Here is a 17,938-nt window from a genome sequence, read left to right on the forward strand (position 1 = left end):
TGACCTCTGCGTATCACATGGCCCTTCCAGTTTGTGGAAGGTCAAGGGCGATCATATTCTTAATTTGAAAATAAATCTGCGCGTTATTGAACCGCGTTACAAATCAAGGCTCAATTGATCGGGATGCGCGGCCTTGCGGCGCGCGGCGCGTATCGCAGTCGTGCTGGAACGGTCCGTGTGGCGCGCACGGGAGGCATGTTTATGCGCCACAGCCTGCGCAATATCATGAAATCCTGCCTGTTTGCGCAAGCCCCATAGTGCATCGCGCGCCGCTGCGCCTGCTTTTGCGACATCGACCACTGGCGGGGGGTAGCGTGTGTGCAGGCTGGCTGACCCTTCTGCCCATGTCCAGGGCGTATGCAGATGCGCGGCTGGCACATGTGCAAGCTCTGGCACCCATCTGCGGATAAACTTTCCATCCGGGTCCTGATCCATGCTTTGCTTGATGGGATTATAGATTCGGATTGTATTGATCCCGGTCGTGCCGGACTGCATTTGAACTTGCGACCAGTGGATCCCAGGCTCGTAATCGGTGAACAGCCGCGCCAGCACGGGACCCGTCGCGCGCCAGTCCAGCCAAAGGTGATAGCTGGCAAAGGACATCAGCATGGCCCGCATCCGGAAATTCAGCCAGCCGGTCGCGCGCAGATAGCGCATGCAGGCATCGACAAAGGGCACGCCTGTCTCGCCAGTTTCCCAAGCGCGCAGCAGGTCGGCGTCAGGCATGCGCGGGCGTAAACCCTCATGCGCGGGGTGCAGGCAACGATGCTCGATTGCAGGTTCATCCTCAAGTTTCTGGATGAAGTGATCCCGCCATGCCAGCCGCTTGGCGAAGCTGTTCAGTGAAGCTTGCCAGTCGGATGCGGCTGGATGATTTTTGCGCGCAGTCACACGCGCCTGTTCGACCTGCCGCAACGAAAGAACGCCAAGCGCAATATACGGCGACAGGCGCGAGCACGCCCGCTCTGCCGACAAGGGCGAGGACATCGCCGCACGGTAGCGCTCTCCCCGCACCGAGAGAAACGAGTCCAGCGCACGCTCGGCAGATGCCTTGCTCCCGTTCTGGCGGTGTGGACAGGGATCAGGGGTCAGGCGCAAAGCGCGTGCATCGGGCAAGCGTTCCAGACCCGGTGCATCTGGCACAACAGGGGCCAGCGCTGGTTGCGGGTCTGCGCTGGCGCGGCGCATGAAGGCATTGCGTTGCGCTTGCCATCCATCGCGCGAGCGAAGTCTGCGCACAACACCCGAGTGCGGCACTTCCTGCCAGTTCACCCCCGACGCGGCTGCCCAGGCCGCCACCCGCCTGTCACGCGCATAGGTCCAGCTATTGCCCGTTTCTTCGTGACTTATGATCCGCGTGATCCCATGTGCCTTACACAGCCGCGCCAACTCAGTGACTGCATCGCCCATGCGTATCACAAGTGGCTGGCCCATTGCGGCCAGATCAGCGCGCAGGCTTTCCAAGGCCTCGGCAGTGAAGGCCCATTGACGCGCAGATGTGTCAGGCAATGCCCAATAGTCCGGTTCGATTATATAAACAGGCAGCACATAGCTGCCCGCCAATGCCAGCGCAGGATGATCCGATACGCGCAAATCGCGTTTGAACCATAGCAAGACAACATCATGAGGCGCGGGTGACATGGTGGTGAGACATAGCGCCTGCCAAGATACGGTCAAGCACTATGTTCTCTTAACGTTCTTGCGGATGTGATCCCGCTCAGACCCGTTCCAAGGCCAGCGCAATCCCTTGCCCGCCCCCGATGCACATTGTGACAAGCGCGCGTTTTCCACCGATGCGCACTAATTCATGCAAAGCCTTGATAGTGATGATCGCGCCAGTTGCCCCTACCGGATGCCCAAGCGCAATGGCGCCGCCATTCGGGTTGACGCGGCTTGCATCCAGCCCCAGCGCCGCGCTGACGGCCAGGGCTTGCGCAGCAAATGCCTCATTCGACTCGATCACGTCAAAATCACTGACTGACGAACCGATACGCGCACAAAGTGCCTCAACAGCCGGCACGGGGCCAATGCCCATGACCTCCGGGCGCACGCCCGCATGAGCATAGCCGACGATGCGCGCCAAGGGTTTCAGGCCAGCTTTCTCGGCCGCATCGGCACGTGCCAGAACCAGTGCCGCCGCGCCGTCATTTATGCCGCTGGCATTGCCCGCAGTGACAGTCCCGCCTTTCTCGAATGCCGGGCGCAGTCCTGCCAATGCGTCCAGCGTGGTGGCTTTGGGGTGTTCATCCGTGTCGAACACCACCTCACCCTTGCGGGTTTTCACGGTGACAGGGGTAATCTGATCCTTAAAGCGTCCTTCCGCGATTGCCTGTGCAGCGCGGGTCTGGCTTTGCAGCGCGAATTCATCTTGCGCCTCGCGCGTGATGTCATGCTCGCGCGCGACATTCTCAGCCGTGACGCCCATATGCCCGGTGCCAAACGGGCAGGTCAGTGCGCCCACCATCATGTCAACCGCACGTGTATCGCCCATCTTGGTGCCAAACCGCGCGGATTGCAGGATATGGGGCGCGCGGCTCATGCTTTCGGCACCACCAACAAGGGCAAACCCGGCATCCCCAAGCATAAGCGCCTGCATCCCCGACACGACCGCCTGCACACCAGAGCCACACAGCCGGTTGACATTCATGGCGGGAACACTGTCCGGGACCCCTGCCCCCATTGCAGCGCGACGCGACAGATACATGTCGGCGGGATCGGTGGCGATGACGGTGCCAAAGACCACATGGCCAATCTGGGCGGGCTCGACGCCAGACCGGGTCATTGCCTCGGATGCGACAATCCGGGCAAGCTCGATAGGTGTGACTGAGGCGAGAGCGCCGCCGAAACTGCCTATTGCAGTGCGCGCATTGCCCAAGATTACGATATCATCCATAACAAATCCTCTCCCTGATATGTCACAACGCTAATACAGCCCGCCCCGCCAATCCAGCGCAACGCTGCGTTCATGACATGCAGAAATTTCTGCCGCCCCTCTGGGTATGGATGATCGACATTTGTTTCAGCAAAGTGGCCTAGAACATTGATGTCACGGTAGGGGGGCAGACGGTGGATAATTTCGACAAGCCGCGCAGTGTCGGGCCGCGGTGCGGCAATGCGCGGCGGGCTGAAGCCCTTAATTCCGCGCAGTTGGATGTCCGCGAAGTTCCACACCGCTTAATGTCGGATCCATGTTCACTCAGATCCAGACCGATTGCATCGCGCTGAGCGCTAGCCGCGATTGCGTTTCACCTTCTTTTTGGCCTTGGCCTTCCCTTTCGCCCCTTTGGATACGGCACGCCGCACAGGCCCCTTGCGCCCGCGTCGCCCGCTGCTTCGCGCTGGCGCTTCCCCCTCGACTTCCAGCAACTCCAGCGCCAACCCGCCTGTGACAGGTTCCGCTTCGGCCAGCTTGACCTTGACACGTTGGCCCAGACCGATGCGGAAACCGGTTTTTTCGCCTTCTAGCGCTTGTGCCTCGGCGTCATGGCGGAAATACTCGTCACCAATAGACCGGATCGGTACCAACCCGTCTGCGCCAGTTTCATCCAGCTTCACAAACACCCCGAACCGCGCCACGCCCGAAATGCGGCCAGTGAATTCCGCGCCGACACGGTCAGCCAGATAGGCGGCAAGATAGCGGTCTGCCGTATCACGTTCCGCCGCCATAGAGCGGCGTTCGGCTTCGGATATCTGTTTGGCCGTTTCCTCAAGATTTTCGATATCCCAAGGGCTTAGCCCGTCATCCCCCCATTTATGCGCAGATATGAGGCCACGATGCACAATCAGGTCGGCATAACGCCGGATGGGCGAGGTGAAATGCGCATATTCACGCAAGGCCAGCCCGAAGTGTCCGAAATTCTGCGGTGCGTAATAGGCCTGCGTCATCGAGCGCAATGTGGCCATGTTCATCAATTCGTCAAACTCGGTCCCTTCGGCCTGCGCCAGCAACTGGTTGAAATGCCGCGTCATCAGCACTTGTCCCTTTGCCAGCGCAAAGCCCGATTCCCGCGCCAATTCGCGCAGCGCTTCCATTTTTTCGGGGCTGGGTTCTTCATGCACACGATACAGCAGCGCCGACCCTTTCTCGCGCAGCGTCTCGGCTGCGGCGACATTGGCCAGCACCATGAATTCCTCAACCAAACGATGCGCGTCAAACCGTTCCTTGAAGGCCACGGATGTCACACGCCCCTCCTCAGACAGGACGATCTGGCGTTCTGGCAAGTCCAGATCCAGCGGCTGGCGGCGCTGACGCGCGCGGGTCAGCGCGCGATAGGCACCAAACAGGTCAGACAACACCCCTGCAAGTGGCGCTGTCGCTTCATCCAGCGTGCCTTCATCTGCGGCCTGCGCCTGTTCATAGGTCAGTGACGCAACCGAACACATCATGGCGCGAAAAAACGCGTGACTGCGCTTGTTGCCTTGCGCATCAATCACCATGCGCAGCGCGATACAGGGGCGGTCCACCCCTTCATGCAGCGAACACAAATCCCCCGACAGGATGTCTGGCAGCATTGGCACCACACGGTCGGGAAAATAGGTGGAATTCCCGCGCCTGCGCGCTTCCCGGTCCAGTTCTGAATTGGGCCGGACATAAGCCGCAACATCGGCAATCGCGACCCACAGGATATAGCCGCCCTCATTCTTCGGGTCGCTATCAGCCTCGGCCAGGATCGCGTCATCATGGTCGCGCGCATCCCAAGGGTCGATGGTCATGAGCGGCAGCGCACGCAAGTCGCGCCGCCCTTTTTCGGGGACTGGTCCCGCCTTGTCCGCCTCGGCCACTACCGCGTCGGGGAACGCATCGCGAATGCCATGCTGGTGAATGGCAATCAGCGACACCGCTTTTGGGGCAGTGGGATCGCCAAGCCGTTCCACCACTTTCGCGCGACTAGGGCCAAATCGCCCCTTGGTCACAGGCTCGGCATGGACCAACTCGCCATCTTCTGCGCCGCCAGTCTCTGTCACACTCCAGAAACGATCCGCCCCTTTGTCGATCGGCACGATCCGCCCGCCCTGCGCCTCTTTGCGGAAAATACCCAAGATGCGGGTGGGGTTGGCCCCCAGCTTGCGGATCAGTTTGGCCTGATAATCATAATCAGGGCCGCGAATTGCCTCCAGCTTGGCCAGCACGCGGTCACCCTGCCCCAATGCCGGATCACCCGGCTGCGTCAGGAACAGAATCACAGGGGCCGCGCCTTCACCACGCCACTCGACAGGGCGCGCGAACAGGTCGCCTTCGGCATCTGGCGCGTTGATTTCCAGTACTGTGACTGGCGGCAGCGCATTGCCGCCCCGCACGCTTCGATGGCGCGGGGCAAGCGTGCCCTCGGCCTCCAACTCGCGCAACATGACCTTCAGATCAATCTTTGCGCCGCCCTTTATGCCAAACGCCTTGGCAATATCGCGCCGCGTTGCACCGGGGTTATCGGCCAGCCACAGGCGAATATCATTGATAGATGGAAGCTGTTTCACTTGAACGCCCTCGCGCAAGGCAGGCGCAAGGCCCGGATGTATGCTGGATAGTTAAGGCGGGACAGGCACAAGCCAGAAATTTCACGTATCATCGTGGTGCACTAGCACGCAAACCGCGCGGCGTCACCGCCCTTGTCACAGGGCCCGCACCATGTTGCGGTGCACAATGCCCGCGTCCAGAAATTCCGGCCCTTCTGCCACAAAGCCCAGATTTTCGTAAAATCCGATGGCATGGATTTGCGCGCCCAGTTTCGCATGCGTGACCCCATCGAGAGTACGCAATGCCTCAAGCGAGGCATTTATCAGTGCAATCCCAATGCCTTGCCCGCGCCAGTCGTGCAAAACACAAACGCGCCCGATCTTGCCTGTATCACCCGCAACAAGAATGCGCGCACAGCCGACCGCTTGCCCGTCAACCCGCGCCAAGAGATGCAAGGCCTCGCTATCGCGCCCGTCTACTTCTTCTGCTTCGGGGACATTCTGCTCTTCGATAAAGACGATCCGCCGCAGAGCGTGGCAAGTTGCCAGATCATCTGTCAAACTCACGTCGAGTTTCATGTAAAATAATCCTGCAGAATGCGCGAATATACCGCTTTAAGCTGATGTATTTGTTCTATTTCTGCAAATTCATCAACCTGATGCATGGATGTGCCGACCAGCCCGAATTCCACCACAGGGCAATGGTCCTTTACAAAGCGCGCATCCGATGTGCCCCCCGATGTCGACAGCACTGGCGCGACCCCGCATTCGGCCTGCACGGCAGAAGCGACCAGATCAGACAGAGGGCCGGGTGGTGTCAGAAAACTCTCGCCCGAGATATGCACCTCAAGATCTAGCAATACACCGCTGTCTTTGCTTGCTTTTTTTGCCTCCACCTTCAGCCATTCGGAGAGGGATGCCCCGGAATGCAGATCATTGAACCGAATATTCAATGTCGCGCGTGCCGTGGCGGGGATCACATTCGAGGCCGGATTGCCCACATCAATTGTGGTCAGTGCCAGCGTCGAAGGGTCAAAATGTTCGGTGCCCTTGTCCAGTTCATGCTGTGCCAGCCTGTCAAGATAGCCCACCAGCACCGGCAACGGGTTGCGCGCGCGGTGCGGATAGGCCGCATGGCCCTGCTTTCCCCGTGCTGTGACATGGGCTGTCATGGACCCGCGCCGCCCGATCTTGATCATCTCGCCCATCGTCTCCGGGCAGGTCGGCTCGCCAACAATACAGGCACTCATGGCCTCGCCCTGTGCTGCCATCCAGTCAAGAATTGCTATGGTGCCATCGCGCCCCGGCCCCTCTTCATCGCCGGTAATGGTCAGAATCACCGCGCCATCCGGGGGAGTATTACGCACAAAATCAACGGCCGCCGCTGCAAATGCAGCAACGCCGGATTTCATATCGCAGGCCCCGCGCCCCCAGATCCGGCCCTCTGCACGCTCTGCCCCGAAAGGTGCGCGCGTCCAGTCATCGGGGTTGCCCAGCGGCACCACATCTGTATGACCATTGAAACCAAAGGTCCTTGGGTTGCCCTTGCTGCCCCAGCGCGCAAACAGATTGGGCGTGCCGTTGCGGTCAACCCTTGTGCAGTCAAAGCCTGCATCGGAAAGCAGCGCTTCAAGCACCACCAGCGCGCCCCCTTCTTCCGGTGTCACTGAAGGGCAGCGGATCAGTTCGGCTGTCAGGTCCACCGGGCAGACAGGTTCAGTCATTCTCGGCCTCATCCGTGAAATAGGTTTTTTGCGCTACAATCACGGCATTCTCATTGAGTGCGCGCGCCATCAATTCGCGTTCCTCGTCGGGAATATGATCACCTGCCGCAAGGCGTTCATCAAGCGTGCCGTAGCTGGTCACATCCAAAGGCGCGACACCTGCGGTCTTGAGAACGGCCACGGCTTCGCGCACGGCCTCTGCCTCGTCTACGCCCGTAGCATATAGTAACAAGCCCGCACCCGTTGCACCTTTGGGCAGATCATCGTCAGGGCTACGCCCCAGTTCCACCAGCAATGTATAAACCTGCTGCGGACGTTTTTCTGCGGTCGCGGGTTTCTTGGGGGGCTTGGTCATGAGCGTATCCTTTCGGTATTTCCCTGTCAGGAAAGCGCGCGCAAGGCAAGCCCCGCCATCCGCGCGCCCCAATGCGCATAAAGTTGTGCACCGGGATGAAACCCGTCACGTGCCAGTAGCGCGCAGCTCGGGGGTAAATCAAAACCGACATGCGTTGCATTTTCAGATGCGCAAACCTGCTGCAACACCCGATCAAGGCGCGCGGCCCTATGCCCAAGATGTGTGCGCAGCGGCTCGGGAAAAGCTGGAAACGCGCCCAGTGGCGGCACCGCAGATGCCAATATACACCCGACACCGTGGTTGCGGCGCAAATCCTGCATCAAACCCGTCTGTTCGCGGGAAAAGCGCATAGCGCTGGTATGGCGCAGCACGTCATTCACACCCAGCGCCAATACAGCGACATCGAACTGCCCGGCGCCATTCAGCCGTGTTCTTGCAACCCGCGTTGTCACACCCGAGCGCGCGACCAAACGCCAGTCCACCTGTGAATATGGGGTCATGTGCCGCAGCATCTGGCCAATCAGGGCTTCATCCTGATGCCCTACGCCCACCCCCGCCGCAGAGGAATCGCCCAAGACAAGCAGGCGCAGCCTTATGCCCTGCCCCACGCTGCCCTCGCGCGGGCCGACCGCTTCAGGCAGGCGTTCAGCCTGCAAGATCAGACCAAGCGCCTGTGCCGCAAGGACAGGTGCAAGAATAAGGGAAGGCAGGCGTCTTTCCGTCATCGTGACATGATGGCGCGATTGACAGGGCTTGTCACGCACTGCCTGTGTCGTGTCGGGTCTGGCCCACAGGTGTTGATTTCGTTAAAGCTATCGCAGAACATAGACCAAAGGCGGAAGTTGCCATGCCCCATACCATCGCACAAATTGCGCAGACCCTAGGGTTGCAAGCCGAAGGCGCGCTGGATTTGACGATCACCCATGCGGCAGAACCCGCACAGGCAGGGCCGGATGCGCTCGCAATGGCGATGAACCCGAAATATGCGGCTGGTTTGTCGGCAGGTCGGGCACAGGCAGCCATGCTTTGGGCCGGGGCGGATTGGCGCGCGCTTGGGCTGAAAGCCGCAGTCTTTGCCCCACGCCCGCGCTGGGCGATGGCAGGGGTTAGCGAAATACTCGATCCCGGATATGATTTTGGCGGGGCCATCCATGCGCAAAGTTTCATCCACCCCACCGCCGAAATTGGCGAGGGCGCGCAAATCGGCCCCTTCACCAGCATCGGTGCGCGCACAAGGATTGGCCCGAATGCCCGCATTGCGGCAAACGTCACCATCGCCGAAGATGTCGAGATCGGCGCGGATGCGATCATTCATGCAGGCGCGCGGATCGGGGCGCGGTGTCGCATTGGCGCGCGCTATATTGGCCAGCCAAACAGTGTTGTCGGCGGCTGCGGGTTCAGCTTTGTCACGCCAGAACCGTCAGGCGCCGAAGATGTGCGCGCCACGCTTTCGGGTGAACGGCAACTCAGGCAACAGAAGTGGCAGCGCATCCAGTCGCTGGGCGCGGTCGAGATTGGTGATGATGTGGAAATCGGGGCCAATTCCTCGGTGGATCGCGGCACCATCCGCAACACGATCATCGGGTCTGGCACCAAGATCGACTCGGTCTGCCAGATCGGCCATAATGTGCAGATTGGCGAGGATTGCATGATGTGTGGCATGGCGGGGGTTGCTGGCTCTGCCCGGATCGGAAATCGGGTGTTGCTGGCAGGCAAGGTTGCGGTCAATGACAATATCTTCATCGGGGATGATGTGATCGTGGGCGGGGCCAGTCGGGTATTCACAAATGTCCCTGCGGGGCGCACGATGCTGGGCGACCCGGCCACAAGACTTGAAACGCAGATGCAGATCCGCAAGGCATTGCGCCGTTTGCCAAGGATTGCAGCACATGTGGCGAGCCTGCAAGCCGCTGTATTCGGGACACAAAAATCCGGCAAAAACGGGCAATAATGACACTTGCCGGCCACGCGTAGCGGGTTACCTCCCGCGCAGGTGCAACAGGCAGGGATGTGACGGGATGGACGGGTCATTCATGGGCGAACACAGCTTTTCTCCAGATGCGGAAAACGCGCGCGCTTTGCGGGATGCTCTGGGGCGCTTTGCAACCGGGGTTACAGTTGTGACCACGCAGAGCGATCAGGGGCCGCTGGGGATTACGGCCAACAGCTTTGCCTCGCTTTCGCTTGACCCTGCCTTGGTCCTGTGGGCCCCCGGAAAATTTTCGCGCCGCTTTGAGGCATTCACGGCAGCGGAACACTTTGCCATCCATGTTCTGGGCGCAGAACAGATGGACCTCGCCCGCCATTTTGCGCGCGACGGTCTGGACTTTGACCTGCCAAACATCACCAAAGGCGTTGGCGATACGCCATTGCTTGCAGGCTGCCTCGCCCGGTTTGAATGCCGCCGTCATGCGCTTTACCCCGGTGGCGACCACGCAATCGTTGTGGGCGAGGTACTCCGCGTCAGCACCAACGAGGGTGCAGGGCTTAGTTTCTTTGCGGGAAGTTATGGGGCCATCGCCACTGATTGAAATGCATGGGACTTGTGTAACTTGCTGAAAAAGGACAGGGTTGCGCCACTCTACTAACAGGTTTGGTGTGATGTCTTTGCCCCCTATTCTTTTGCTAGGTGCCACTGGAACAATCGGACGGGCCACGCTTTCTGAACTCCTGGCACAGGGTTTTGACGTGACCTGCCTTCAGCGCAAAAACAGCGCATCGAAATTGCCTGATGCCGTGAAATCCGTTGAGATCGAACTTGCTGACGCCAAGGCACTTGAGCGTTTATTCTCGCAACTTGGCGGGGCCGTTATCATCTCCTGCATGGCGTCGCGCAGCGGTCGCAAGCAAGATGCCTGGGCGGTGGATTTTCAGGGGCATCTGAATGTGCTTCATGCGGCCAAGGCTGCAGGCATTGCGCAATTCATTCAGCTATCGGCCATTTGCGTACAAAAACCCCTACTGGAGTTTCAGCGTGCGAAACTCGCCTTCGAGGCAGAGTTGACGGCCTCTGGCTTGCGCTGGTCGATCGTGCGGCCGACTGCGTTTTTCAAATCCCTCTCGGGACAGGTAAAGCGTGTTCAGGCGGGCAAGCCATTCTTGCTGTTTGGCAATGGTGAACTGACGGCCTGCACCCCCATTAGCGACCGCGATCTGGCACGTTATCTGGTTGGCTGTATCAATGCACCAGATCGCATGAACCGTATTTTGCCTATTGGCGGCCCGGGACCAGCCCTGACACCGCGAGCGCAGGGTGAATTGCTGTTCAAGGTGGCGGGGAAACCGCCCCGTTTCCGGCATGTTCCTGTGCGCCTGATGGACGCGATCATTGCGTCCTTATCCGCCCTCGGACGGATCAGCCCAAAAATGGCCGAAAAGGCGGAATTTGCACGGATCGGGCGGTATTATGCAACCGAATCCATGCTGGTCTGGGATGAACACGCTGGCCGATATGACGCAGACGCCACCCCCGCTTTTGGCGAAGATAGCCTGGAACAGCATTACCAGCGCCTGATACGTGGCGAGGTGGACGCAGATCTGGGCGACCATGCGATGTTCTAGTGTTCGGCGGGTTGCGCCCTTGGTTGTGAACCGCCTGCCCGAATTTGGGCAGACGGTCAAATCAGAATGCCGGTTGGGTCTGACGCCGTCGCTGCAACAAGATCACGCCCAACAGCAACAATAGCGCCGGAATATAAAAGAGTTGCTCTGGCATCCGGTCTGCGGGACGGAGTACGGCGGTAAGCTCGACCTGCTCGCTTCCATAAAAGTCGAAATCCCCAAGCGCTCTTTGGAAGGGAGAGCCAAACATAGGCTCTTCCAGCACCATCCGGTCAGATTCGGGCATCAGGAACAATCCGGTATCACTTACCCGCTGTTCGGCGGGTGTATCATCCACATCCAGAACCAGCGTTACGGATCTGGATGCGCCGGTGTTGAAATCCGGCCCTATGACTTCAAGACGCAACTGGTCGCCAGCTTCAGCCTGTTCCAGCACCTCTTCGAATTGTAGCCCGGAAAGCCGGTTAAACTCTGGCTGTACGCGGTCCAGCCAGAAATTCGGCACGAAGAGTGTGAAGGCCACTAGCAGAAGGGCCGCCGATTCATGCAGTCTGGAACGTGCAAGGAAATAGCCCTGTGTCGCAGCGGCGAAGAGCAGCATTGCAAAGGTCGCAATGACAAATATGAAGGCCGCTTGCAGCAACCCGGTCGTCGTTCCAAGGTCAACGCCATAAAGGATCAGGGTTGGATTGTAGATGAACAGGAATGGCAATGCGAGCGTTCTCAGACTGTAGAAAAACGCCTGAAAGCCGGTTCTGATCGGGTCGCCACCTGACACGGCAGAGGCCGCAAAACTCGCCAGCCCAACGGGCGGCGTGACATCTGCCATAAGCCCGAAATAGAACACGAACAAATGCGCAGCGATCAGCGGAACGATCAGCCCTTCCTGTGCACCAAGCGACACAACTACTGTCGCCATAAGCGATGACACGACGATGTAGTTTGCGGTCGTTGGCAGGCCAAGCCCAAGGATCAGCGAGAACAGTCCCACCAGCAGCAGCATCAGGAACAGGTTTCCAAGCGCCAGCATCTCGACCAGCCCGGCAAGCTCTGTGCCGATGGGTGTGCGGGTGACGGTCGCAACGATAATCCCTGCGGCACCGGTTGCCACAGCGATGCCGATCATGTTGCGCGCGCCTGCGATCATGCCGTCAATCAGGTCGGCAACCCCAAGGCGGAACTGTTCAATAAAATCCCCCTGCCCGCGCAACAGCGATTTCAGAGGGCGCTGCGTCAGAATGATGAACAGCATCGTCATGACAGCAAAATACGCCGATTTTGCGGGCGACTGACGCTCCACCATCAGGAACCAGATCAACACGACAATCGGCAACAGGTAATGCAGCCCGGTCGGGAAAACTTCGCGCATCACGGGCAGTTTGATTTCCTTGGCTTTCGGGTCGTCCAACTCAAGGTCAGGACGCTGCGCGGCAACAAACAGACAGCCCAGATAAACCCCCAGCAACGCCAGCAGGGTGAGCAGATTTGAAATCCCCGGCACCACCTCTCGCAGCAGCCCGACACCCGCGATCACGCCGTAAAACCCGGCCCCTGCGACGACAAAGCCGACAGCGGTTTTCAAGAACATTGTCAAAAGGTTTGCACCCGTCCCCAAGGCCGGGATGCCATTCTTCAACGCTTCAAGATGCACGATATAGATCAGTGCAATATAGGAAATCACGGCAGGAATGAACGCGTGCTTGATCACTTCAAGATATGAAATGCCCACGAATTCGACCATCAGAAAGGCCGCCGCCCCCATGACAGGCGGCATGATCTGCCCATTGACCGAAGACGACACCTCAACCGCGCCCGCCTTCTCCGAGGTGAAGCCCACGCGCTTCATCAGCGGAATGGTAAATGTGCCCGTCGTCACGACATTGGCGATGGAGGAACCAGAGATCAGCCCCGTCGCACCAGAGCCGACAACCGCCGCTTTCGCGGGGCCGCCGCGCAAATGTCCCAGCCCTGCAAAGGCCAGTTTGATGAAATAATTGCCAGCACCCGCCTTATCGAGCAGCGCGCCGAACAGAACGAACAGGAACACAAATGCCGTTGAAACGCCCAGCGGAATACCAAAGACGCCTTCGGTTGACAGCCATTGCGTGTTGATGATGCCGTTGAAGCTGCGCCCCTCATGGGCGATCAGATCAGGGATCAGCCAGCCCTGCCCGAAATAACTATAGGCAAGAAAGATGCTGCCGACGATGGTCAGCGCAGGGCCAAGGGCGCGGCGTGATGCTTCCAGCAGCAAAACAAGCCCGATCGTCCCGACAATCACCTGCGGAAAGATCGTTGGCCCGATCAAACCTTCGAAATTGTTCAGAATAGGGACATCTGCGGTCGGCACCTGCGTCAGTCGACCCTGCCGCGCAGAGCCGGAAATCTCCCGCGAAAACCAGAAAACATAGAATGCGGAACCCGCCGCAACGAAGGCCAGAACCCAATCATAAAGCGGGATATAGCTGCGCGGAGAGCTTTTGAACGCCGGATAAGCCAGAAAGGCAAGGAACAGCGCAAATGTCAGATGCATTGGGCGGGTCATGTCAGAACCGATCACCCGCACATAGGGAATGTGCTGCGCAAGCGAGAACTGGGGATCAGCGATCCAGATCTGAAAGCCCGACCACAGAAAGGCGACTGTCGCAATCAGCAAGGCAACGCCACGGTTCTTGGGGTTACGTCCGCCTGAATCCGTGCTGGCTACAAGATCTTGCAGCTCCTCATCCGAGAATTGCCGCGTCTCCGGCTTTTGCGCAGTCGACATACGCCCGTCCCCCATTGATGAAGAATTTTCTTGAATTGCTGACGCAACACGAACCGCGCGGCGCGTCCGAACGCGCCGCGCGGAAGGTCGTTAAAGGTCAGATCACTCGATCAGACCAGCTTCGCGGAAATACCGTTCTGCACCCGGATGAAGGGGCGCTGACAGGCCGTCGCTCACCATTTCGCTTGGGTCCAGATTGGCAAGTGCAGGGTGCAATGCCGTGAACTGGTCAAGGTTCTCGAAGATTGCGCGGGTGACCTGATAGCCCACTTCCTCGCTGACTTCGTCCGAGCTGACAAAGGTCGCGCCGACACCAAATGTCGTGATGTCTGAATCAGTGCCGCGATACATTCCACCCGGGATGGTGGCCATCCGGTAGTAATCACGCTCTTCGACAAGGGCGCGGATCGCGTCATTATCGACATTCACCAGTACAGTGTCACAAGCGGTTGTCGCTTCCTGAATTGCGCCAGAGGGGTGGCCGACAGTGTAGACGATTGCATCGACATTGTTGTCGCAAAGCGCCAGTGACTGTTCAGCAGGCGGCAATTCGGTTGCCTGTGCAAATGTGTCCAGCGTCCAGCCCATTGCTTCCATCACCACATCCATGGTGCCGCGCTGGCCAGAGCCGGGATTGCCGATATTCACGCGCTTGCCTTCCAGATCATCAAAGCTTGTGATCCCTGCGTCCGCGCGGGCAACAACCGTAAAGGGTTCCGGATGCAGCGAAAAGACTGCGCGCAGCCCCTCAAATGCCCCGTCTTCTTCAAAACTGGAGCTGCCATTGAATGCATGGTACTGCCAGTCAGATTGCGCCACGCCAAACTCCAACTCGCCCGAACGAATGGCGTTGATGTTGAAGATCGACCCGCCGGTTGATTCGACGCCACACCGGATGCCATGCTCGGCACGGTCGCGGTTTACCAGACGGCAGATCGCGCCACCTGCGGGATAGTAGACGCCGGTAACGCCCCCTGTCCCGATGGAGATGAAGGTTTCCTGCGCAAGTGCAGTCGTTCCCATCATCATCCCGGCGGCGACAAGGCCAGCTGTAAGGGGTTTATTCATGTGATCCTCCATGTTTTTGGGCTGCAAAACAAATGCAGCAAAAGGGTTCTGTTGCCGCCCCGGTAATCTTACCGAACAGCACGTCCCATGCCCCAAGTGGACTGCGACATCACATCGGAGTCAACCCTGAAACAGAGTTTGCAAGCGAACGAATCCCAAGCATCTGTTATTTCTAGTTAAAAGAAGAAAACTTATCGGCGATAACGTAACGTAAGCACCTATTGAGGTCACCTCAAAGCGCTTTGATTCCGGTGTAAACAGGGTATAAATGGTGGGCGGATGGCAATCTTTTCAGCATATCAAACGCTTGGGGTCATGATGCTAGTCTGGTTTCCGCAATGCCCACGAACCAACTGCATCCATATGGAATCGTCTCGTCATTGAAGTCATATTCCGGGTGGTGCAGCCCCGGCCCATCGCCTGCCCCCAAAACAATATAAGCGCCGGGGCGTTCTTCCAGCATATAGGCAAAATCCTCTCCGCCCATGTTATAGCCTGCATCAAGGCACTGATTGGAAACGGCTAGAGCGACTTCGCGCGCAATCTGTGTTTCGGTGTCGTGATTGACCATGACCGGGTACCCTTGCATGAATTCCACATCTGCGCGCGCGCCAAATGCTGCTGCGGTTGCGCGTGCGATGTCATGCAAACGCGCTTCGGCCATCTGCCTTATCTCCGCGTTGTGAGTCCGGATGGTCCCGCGCAATTCCACACGCTGCGCAATGACGTTATGCGCCTGCGTATCGGTGCGCACGCCGCAGACGGACAAGACGATATTCTGCGTCGGGTCCGTATTGCGGCTGGCAATGCTTTGCAGGGCAACAATCAGGTGACTGGCGGCAAGCGTCGGGTCAACAGTTGCATGGGGTTTGGCCGCATGCCCCCCGCGCCCTTCGACTGTGATCCGAAACTCATCACAGGCGGCATAAAACGCCCCCGACCGTATATTGAACTCTCCCAATGGGTGGCCCGGGCGGTTGTGCATTCCATAGACTTCGTGAATGCCGAAACGATCCATCAGACCAGCATCACACATGACCTTGGCCCCTGCCCCGCCTTCTTCGGCCGGCTGGAATATGACCGCTACCGTACCGTCAAAATTGCGCGTTTCGCACAGGTACTTCGCAGCCCCCAACAACATGGCCGTATGCCCGTCATGACCGCAGGCATGCATCTTGCCGTGATGAATGGAAGCATAAGGCTTGCCCGTTGCCTCGGTTATCGGCAGCGCATCCATATCGGCACGCAAGCCCACCACACGACCAGATTCGCGGCTGCGCCCGTGGATCAGCCCCACCAGCCCTGTTACCGCGATTCCTTCCACCACCTCGTCACAGCCAAATTCGCGCAATTTTTCAGCAACAATACTGGCCGTGCGGTGGCATTCGAAATGCAGTTCCGGATGCGCGTGAAAATCGCGCCGCCATGCAGTGATCTCGGGCAGCAATTCGGCAAAACGGTTGCGGATGGGCATATTGGACCTGACAGGTTTGTGGTATCAGCCGAAAGCTAATGCGACATATGCGAAGCTACAAGGATCAATCCTCGAACAGTTCCGATTGCCCGTGTTCCGGCCCGTCCTCTGCCTCGTCATCGGGCACAACGCTTTGGCCGGGTGGGGGGCGGTTGTCCAGAAGCCCGGCTTCGCGCAATTCCTTCAAGCCCGGCAGGTCGCGCGCGCTTTCCAGCCCGAAATGGTCCAGAAATTCATCCGTCACGACAAATGTGACGGGCCGTCCGGGCGTCATGCGACGACGCCCAAGCCTGATCCATTCCAGTTCCAGCAACTGGTCTATCGTGCCGCGCGACACGGCAACACCGCGAATCTCTTCAATCTCGGCGCGGGTGACAGGCTGGTGATAGGCGATGATTGCCAGGGTCTCGATTGCGGCGCGCGACAATTTGCGTGTCTCGACCCGTTCGGCCTGCATAAGCCATGCCAGATCGGGCGCCGTGCGCAAGGCATAGGCGTCGCCCACGCGAAGCAGATTGACCCCGCGCCCGGCATAGCGTGACCGCAAATGCACAAGCGCCTCGGCCGGGTCGCAGCCCTGAGGCAGTCTTTCGGTTATCTGCGTCAGTGTCACAGGTTCCGCGCTAGCAAAAAGGATCGCCTCGATCATGCGTTCCTGTTCAGCCAGTGGCGGGGCGGCGAACAGGCTTGGGCTGTCATTGTCAGTTCCCAAAGGGTGAGGCGTATCAGGGATGTCATCACTCATCATGACCCTCACTGACCGGCCTTGCGCCGTAAATGCAAGGGCGCAAATGTATCAGACTGTCGCAATTCAATCTGGCCCTGCTTCGCCAGTTCCAGTGTGGCTGCGAAGGTGGAGGCAATCGCAGACCGCTTGCGGGCAGGCGCACTGCGCCAGCCTTCAGGCAGATAGGTTTGCAGGCTGGTCCAGTCCCCTGCCCCCGGCACCAGCCGCGACAAGCGTTCCAGCGCGGCCTCGTATGGATAAATATCAGACCGGTCAAAGGCATAAGGTCTGAATTCATCGCGTGTACGCAGCCTTGCATAAGCCCGCATCAGGTCCAGCAGGCTGGCCTCGAATACCGTTTTGCGATTGATCCCCAAAGCCTCGGGCGCGCCGCGAACAAAGAAATCTCGCCCCTTCTGGTCGCGCCCCATAAGGCGCGCGGCCGCCTCTCTCATGGCTTGCAGGCGTTCGAGCTGAAACGCCAGATGCGCCGCCAGTTCTGCACCGCTCGGCCCTTCTTCGGTCGGATCAGGCGGCAGCAGCAGCCGCGACTTCAGATAGGCCAACCACGCCGCCATGACCAGATAATCGGCCGCCAGTTCAATCCGCAAGGCGCGGGCACGCTCCACAAAGCCCAGATACTGTTCTGCCAGATGCAGCACAGATATGCGCCGCAAATCGACTTTCTGCGTGCGTGACAGGGTCAGCAACAGATCAAGCGGTCCCTCAAACCCGTCCACATCGACAATCAGCGCCTCGGCATCGCGCCGTGCGGATACACTGTCAACCCTGTCGAATGTGTCGGTCATGA

Annotated in this window: 16 protein-coding genes; 3 read left to right on the forward strand and 13 right to left on the reverse strand. The window is 59.0% G+C overall.

The window, feature by feature from the left end; genetic code table 11:
* Nucleotides 1-96: 96 nt before the first annotated feature.
* From EV660_RS05950 to EV660_RS05985, 8 genes are all read right to left on the reverse strand, one after another.
* Nucleotides 97-1,641 (reverse strand): FAD-binding domain-containing protein, encoded by a 1,545-nt coding sequence (locus EV660_RS05950; protein ID WP_071480817.1) that lies wholly within the window; start codon nt 1,639-1,641, stop codon nt 97-99.
* Nucleotides 1,642-1,717: 76 nt separating this feature from the next.
* Nucleotides 1,718-2,893 carry a beta-ketothiolase BktB gene (gene bktB, locus EV660_RS05955; RefSeq protein WP_071480818.1) on the reverse strand — a complete coding sequence of 392 codons (1,176 nt, stop codon included), beginning with the start codon at nt 2,891-2,893 and terminating at the stop codon, nt 1,718-1,720.
* Entirely contained in the window at nt 2,878-3,171 is a 294-nt protein-coding gene (locus EV660_RS05960; protein ID WP_071480819.1) for a hypothetical protein, read from the reverse strand. Before EV660_RS05960 ends, bktB begins: the two co-directional genes overlap by 16 nt.
* A 57-nt stretch (nt 3,172-3,228) precedes the next feature.
* On the reverse strand, nt 3,229-5,472 hold the full coding sequence (gene rnr / locus EV660_RS05965) for a ribonuclease R (protein WP_071480820.1): 2,244 nt from the start codon (nt 5,470-5,472) through the stop codon (nt 3,229-3,231).
* Nucleotides 5,473-5,607: 135 nt separating this feature from the next.
* Entirely contained in the window at nt 5,608-6,030 is a 423-nt protein-coding gene (locus EV660_RS05970; protein ID WP_071480821.1) for a GNAT family N-acetyltransferase, read from the reverse strand.
* Complete coding sequence (gene dapE, locus EV660_RS05975) at nt 6,027-7,175, reverse strand: succinyl-diaminopimelate desuccinylase (protein WP_071480822.1); 1,149 nt, start codon at nt 7,173-7,175, stop codon at nt 6,027-6,029. The genes EV660_RS05970 and dapE overlap by 4 nt, the downstream gene beginning before the upstream one ends.
* The gene (locus tag EV660_RS05980) at nt 7,168-7,530 is read right to left on the reverse strand and encodes a hypothetical protein (protein ID WP_071480823.1); all 363 of its coding nucleotides are present in this window, start codon (nt 7,528-7,530) and stop codon (nt 7,168-7,170) included. The genes dapE and EV660_RS05980 overlap by 8 nt, the downstream gene beginning before the upstream one ends.
* Nucleotides 7,531-7,556: 26 nt before the next feature.
* Nucleotides 7,557-8,255, reverse strand: a complete 699-nt coding sequence (locus EV660_RS05985) for an SGNH/GDSL hydrolase family protein (RefSeq protein ID WP_071480824.1) — start codon at nt 8,253-8,255, stop codon at nt 7,557-7,559.
* Between the two features lie 122 nt (nt 8,256-8,377).
* On the opposite strand from EV660_RS05985, the gene EV660_RS05990 reads away from it, so the two are divergent.
* The 3 genes from EV660_RS05990 to EV660_RS06000 all read left to right on the forward strand — a co-directional run bounded on the left by EV660_RS05990 (nt 8,378) and on the right by EV660_RS06000 (nt 11,091).
* Entirely contained in the window at nt 8,378-9,481 is a 1,104-nt protein-coding gene (locus tag EV660_RS05990) for a UDP-3-O-(3-hydroxymyristoyl)glucosamine N-acyltransferase (RefSeq protein ID WP_071480825.1), read from the forward strand.
* Nucleotides 9,482-9,548: 67 nt separating this feature from the next.
* Nucleotides 9,549-10,061 carry a flavin reductase family protein gene (locus EV660_RS05995; RefSeq protein WP_232727276.1) on the forward strand — a complete coding sequence of 171 codons (513 nt, stop codon included), beginning with the start codon at nt 9,549-9,551 and terminating at the stop codon, nt 10,059-10,061.
* 70 nt (nt 10,062-10,131) lie between these two features.
* Nucleotides 10,132-11,091, forward strand: coding sequence for an NAD(P)H-binding protein (locus EV660_RS06000; RefSeq protein ID WP_071480826.1), 960 nt, complete (start codon nt 10,132-10,134; stop codon nt 11,089-11,091).
* 61 nt (nt 11,092-11,152) lie between these two features.
* Here the strand turns inward: EV660_RS06000 and EV660_RS06005 are convergent, their stop codons facing one another.
* From EV660_RS06005 to EV660_RS06025, 5 genes are all read right to left on the reverse strand, one after another.
* Nucleotides 11,153-13,858, reverse strand: coding sequence for a TRAP transporter permease (locus tag EV660_RS06005; RefSeq protein ID WP_071480827.1), 2,706 nt, complete (start codon nt 13,856-13,858; stop codon nt 11,153-11,155).
* A gap of 102 nt (nt 13,859-13,960) precedes the next feature.
* Nucleotides 13,961-14,926, reverse strand: coding sequence for a TAXI family TRAP transporter solute-binding subunit (locus tag EV660_RS06010; protein ID WP_071482129.1), 966 nt, complete (start codon nt 14,924-14,926; stop codon nt 13,961-13,963).
* A gap of 313 nt (nt 14,927-15,239) precedes the next feature.
* Nucleotides 15,240-16,400 (reverse strand): M20 aminoacylase family protein, encoded by a 1,161-nt coding sequence (locus EV660_RS06015; RefSeq protein ID WP_071480828.1) that lies wholly within the window; start codon nt 16,398-16,400, stop codon nt 15,240-15,242.
* Between the two features lie 64 nt (nt 16,401-16,464).
* The gene (gene scpB, locus EV660_RS06020) at nt 16,465-17,145 is read right to left on the reverse strand and encodes an SMC-Scp complex subunit ScpB (protein WP_071482130.1); all 681 of its coding nucleotides are present in this window, start codon (nt 17,143-17,145) and stop codon (nt 16,465-16,467) included.
* Between the two features lie 8 nt (nt 17,146-17,153).
* The gene (locus EV660_RS06025) at nt 17,154-17,936 is read right to left on the reverse strand and encodes a segregation and condensation protein A (RefSeq protein ID WP_071480829.1); all 783 of its coding nucleotides are present in this window, start codon (nt 17,934-17,936) and stop codon (nt 17,154-17,156) included.
* Nucleotides 17,937-17,938: the final 2 nt, after the last annotated feature.

This window comes from Roseinatronobacter bogoriensis DSM 18756, from assembly GCF_004366635.1.
In the GTDB taxonomy this organism is placed as follows: Bacteria; Pseudomonadota; Alphaproteobacteria; order Rhodobacterales; family Rhodobacteraceae; genus Roseinatronobacter; species Roseinatronobacter bogoriensis.